Genomic DNA, 5,198 nt, shown 5'->3' on the forward strand with positions numbered 1-5,198 from the left:
TCTGGGCAGGATCGACCATCAGGTAAAGATAAGAGGCTACAGGATAGAACTGGGTGAAATAGAGAACCGGTTATTAAAGCATGAAGCAATAAAAGAAGCGGTGGTATTGGACAAAGAAGGAGCTGACGGAAATAAGTATCTTTGTGGATACGTCGTACCGGATCAAGAAATAACCGTACAGGGGATGAGGGAACACTTGTCAAAAGAGCTCCCGGACTACATGATCCCTTCCTACTTTGTGCGGATGGAAAAGCTGCCATTGACCCCTAATGGAAAAATAGACAGGAAAGCATTGCCTGTGCTCGATAGCAATGTTAATACCGGCGTAGAATACGTAGTACCTTCGGGAGAAATAGAGGAGAAACTTGCGCTGTTGTGGCGGGATATCCTTGGAATAGAGAAGGTAGGAAGAAATGATAACTTTTTTATGCTTGGGGGACACTCGTTAAAGGCAACAAGCCTTGTAGCAAGAATTCACAAAGAGTTCAATATAGACATACCTCTTAAGGAAATATTCAAGACACCAACCATCTTAGAAATTGCCAGATATATTAAAGACTCAAAGGAGAGCCTATATCAGTCAATCCAACCGGCAGGAGAAATGGAATACTACCCTATGTCATCTGCACAAAGAAGGCTGTATATACTAAACCAGCTTGAAGGGGCAGGGACAGCATACAACATGCCTGGTATTATGCTGCTGGAAGGAAGCATTGATACAGCGCGTTTCCAGGAAGTCTTCAGGCAGTTGGTAAAAAGGCATGAGACTCTTAGAACATCGTTCCACATGATCGATGGTAACCCGGTCCAGAAGGTTCATGACCATGTGGAATTCAGCGTGATGTACTTTGAAACTAACGAAGAAAAAGCCGCAGAGTATGCTGGGGAATTTGCCAGACCTTTTGATCTTGGCAAGGCTCCTCTGCTAAGGGTAGAGCTTGTAAAAACGGGAGAAGACAGGCATCTTATGATGTTTGATATGCATCACATTATATCCGATGGTGTCTCCATGGACATACTGATTCGTGAGTTTATGGATCTTTATGAAGGAAACAACCCTCCAGCACTTCGGATACAGTACAAGGACTACGCTGTATGGCAGAATAAACTGTTTGATGAGGGCGGAATTAGCAGCCAGGAGGAATACTGGCTCCAAGCATTCCAGGGAGAAATACCTGTACTGAATATGCCGCTAGACTATCCAAGGCCTGTAATACAAAGCTTTGAAGGGGATTTTTTTAGCTTTGAAGCAGGCAGTGAGCTTACGAATAAATTAAACAAGCTTGCAAGGGATAATGGGGCTACGCTTTACATGACACTGCTCGCGGCATACAACATATTGCTGTCTAAGCACACCGGACAGGAAGACATAATCGTTGGAAGCCCTATAGCCGGAAGGCCACATTCAGACCTGCAGGATATCCTTGGTATGTTTGTAAATACCTTGGCTATGAGAAATTACCCCAAGGGAGATAGTACCTTTGTAGAATTCTTGAATGAAGTAAGAGAAAACGCTCTAAGGGCTTATGACAATCAGGATTACCAATTTGAAGAACTGGTTGAGAAGCTTAACTTGAAGAGGGACATGAGCAGAAACCCACTGTTTGATACTATGTTTACCATGCAAAATGCCTCTAAGGTAGAATTTGCAGTACCTGGTATAAGCTTCAGACCTTTTAATAACGGGCTAGAGTATAGAATATCAAAATTTGACCTATCCATTGATGCAATAGAGCGTGAAGATGGTATGGCTTTTAGCTTTGAATATTGTACTCGGCTTTTCAAAAAAGAGACTATAAAAAGGTTGGCGGCTCATTACCTTAACGTGTTGGAAGAGATAACCGCAAATCCGTTTAAAAGGTTGTCGGAAATAAATATGTTGTCCCAGGAGGAAAAACAGCAAATAATCTATGGCTTCAATGATACAAAAGTAGAATATCCTAAGGATAAGACCATACAAGAGCTATTTGAAGAACAAGTGGAAAAGACGCCTGATAACATAGCAGTAGTATTTGAAGATAAATACTTGACTTACGGAGAACTTAATGAAAAGGCCAATCAACTGGCTTGGATCTTAAGGGACAAGGGATTAAAACCTGACAGTGTAGTAGCTATAATGGTAGACCGGTCCATAGAAATGATAATAGGTGTAATTGCTGTATTTAAAGCAGGAGGCGCGTATTTACCCATAGACACCGAATATCCTGAAGAACGAATCAGATATATGATCGATGACAGCTTGGCTGGAATTATTCTTACGCAAGAACATCATAAAGAAAAAATTAAATTTGATCTTGATATTATAAGCTTTGATGACTGTGTGAATTACAACGGGAGAACAGAAAATCTTCCTGTCATTAATAAATCTTGTAATTTAGCATATGTCATTTATACATCAGGAACCACAGGAAAGCCAAAGGGGATCATGATAGAGCATAGAAGTCTTGTCAACATATCTTACGCATGGAAAAAGGAATATAGGCTTGCGGATATGGATGTAAAGCTGTTGCAAATCGCAAGTTTTTCTTTTGATGTATTTGTGGGAGATGTTTCGAGAACGCTGCTCAACGGAGGCCAAATGGTTATTTGTTCATCCGAGGAGAGATACGATCCTGCACGATTATATTCACTTATTAAAACCCATAAAATAACCATCTTTGAATCCACACCGGCACTGATTATTCCTCTTATGGATTATATCCATGATAATGCTTTGATTATTGATAGCCTCAAGTTGCTTATACTTGGATCAGATACTCTCTCTGTGGAAGATTATGAAAGATTACAATCCTGGTATGGAGAGAAACTGCGGGTTGTTAATAGCTATGGGGTTACTGAGTCCACCATAGATTCCAGTTATTACGAAAAGAGACTGGGAAGCTATTTGGAATCCGGGAGTGTACCTATCGGAAAGCCAATGCAAAATATAAAATACTACGTTGTTGACAAACACTTGAGACCTCAGCCTACAGGGGTTTTGGGTGAGTTGTGCATAGGGGGAGAAGGGCTTGCAAGGGGATATCTAAACCGGCCCGAACTGACAGCTGAAAAATTTGTACCTAACCCGTTTATATCAGGGGAAAGGATGTATCGTACAGGGGATCTGGCCAGATGGCTGTCTGATGGGAATATGGAATTTTTAGGAAGAGTAGATCATCAGGTAAAGATAAGGGGATTTAGAATAGAGCTGGGGGAAATAGAAGCACAACTGCTAAAGCACGTTTCAATAAAGGAAGCAGTGGTTATTGCAAGGGAAGATCAGAAGGGAAACAAGTATCTGTGTGCCTATGTGGCAGGGGAAAATGAATTAACAATAGCAGAACTAAGGGGACATCTCTTAAAGGACCTTCCAGACTATATGATACCATCCTATTTTATGCAGTTAAAAAAGCTGCCGCTGACTCCCAATGGCAAAATAGATAGGAAGGCATTGCCCGAACCTGACGGCAATATCGATGCTGGAATAGAGTATGTCGCACCCTTGGGTGAAGTGGAGGAGAAACTTGCGGGGTTGTGGCAGGATATCCTTAGTATAGAGAAAGTGGGAAGAAACGACAATTTCTTTGAGCTGGGGGGACATTCCTTAAGGGCAGCAAATCTTATTGCCAGGATTCACAAAGAGTTCAATGTAAACATACCGCTTAAAGAAATATTTAAGAGCCCAAATATGTCTGAAGTTGCCGAGTGCATCAAGATTGCAAAGGAGAGTGTATTTCATTCTATTGGGCCGGCTGGGGAGATGGAGTACTATCCAATTTCATCCGCCCAGAAAAGGCTGTATATTCTAAACCAGCTTGACGCAGTTGGGATGGCATACAACATGCCTGGTATTATGCTAATTGAAGGCAAACTCGATAAACTGCGCTTTGAACAGGCTTTTAGGGAGCTTGTTGACAGACATGAGTCTTTCCGTACCTCATTCCATATGATAGATGGTAAACCGGTACAAAAGGTCCATAGCAATGTGGATTTTAGTGTTATGTATATGGAAACCGATGAGGAAAGAGCTGCGAAAATAGCCAGTGAATTTATTAGGACCTTTGACCTTGATGAGGCTCCTTTACTTAGGGTTGGGCTTATAAAAGTTGGAGAAGACAGATATATTATGATGTCTGATAAGCACCATATTATATCTGACGGGGTGTCTGACGACATACTGGTAAGAGAATTTATGAGCCTGTATGAAGGTAAGGAACTTCCGGAACTTAAGATTCAGTACAAGGATTTTTCCGTATGGCAGAACAGGCTGTTTGCTGATGGGACAATTAGTAAGCAGGAAGAATACTGGCTCCAAGTATTCAAAGGAGAAATTCCTTTGCTTAATATGCCGCTAGACTACCCTAGGCCAGCTATACAGAGTTTTGAGGGAGATGTGATCAGTTTCAAAGCAGGCAAGGAGCTTGCTGTTAAACTGAACAAACTTGCAGTGAATAATGGTGCCACGCTCTACATGGTACTTTTAGCTTCATACAATGTCCTTTTATCCAAGTACACCGGACAGGAAGATATTATAGTTGGAAGTCCCGTTGCAGGAAGGCCGCATACTGATCTTCAGGACGTTATTGGTATGTTTGTAAACACGCTAGCCATGAGGAATCACCCTCAAGGTGGAAAGACTTTTGTGGACTTCCTTAATGAAGTAAGAGAAAACTCCTTAAGGGCTTACGAAAACCAAGATTACCAATTTGAAGAACTGGTAGATAAGCTTAACCTGGAAAGGGATCTGGGCAGAAATCCACTTTTCGATACTATGTTTGTACTGCAAAATATCGAGGCATCAGAAGTGAAGATGGATGGGCTAAGGTTTATGCCCTATGACAGTGAAGTAAGAATATCCAAGTTTGACTTGACTTTAAACGCTGAGGAAACAGAGGACGGTATTGCATTTGAATTGGAGTATGCTACCAGGTTGTTTAAGAAAGAGTCAGTTATAAGGCTTATTGCCCATTACCTTAATGTATTGGAAGAGGCAGCAGCCTTTCCTGAAAAAAGGCTATTAGAAATTGATATGCTGTCACAAGACGAAAAACATCAAATATTATATGAATTTAATAATACAAAAGCAGGATACCCTCGGGAAAAGACCATCCATCAGATTTTTGAGGAACAGGTGGAACGGACACCCAATAATATTGCTGTAGTGTTTGAAGATAAACAGCTGACTTATAAGGAAGTAAACGAAAAGGCAAACCAACTGG

Annotated in this window: 1 protein-coding gene; it reads left to right on the top strand. The window is 41.2% G+C overall.

Features of this window, described 5'->3' with window-relative positions; genetic code table 11:
• Window positions 1–5,198, top strand: a 5,198-nt coding sequence (locus NSQ58_RS26690) for an amino acid adenylation domain-containing protein (RefSeq protein WP_341058585.1), incomplete at both ends; no start/stop codon positions are given.

It is taken from the genome of Paenibacillus sp. FSL M7-0134 (assembly GCF_038007865.1).
Taxonomy (GTDB): Bacteria; Bacillota; Bacilli; order Paenibacillales; family Paenibacillaceae; genus Paenibacillus; species Paenibacillus polymyxa_B.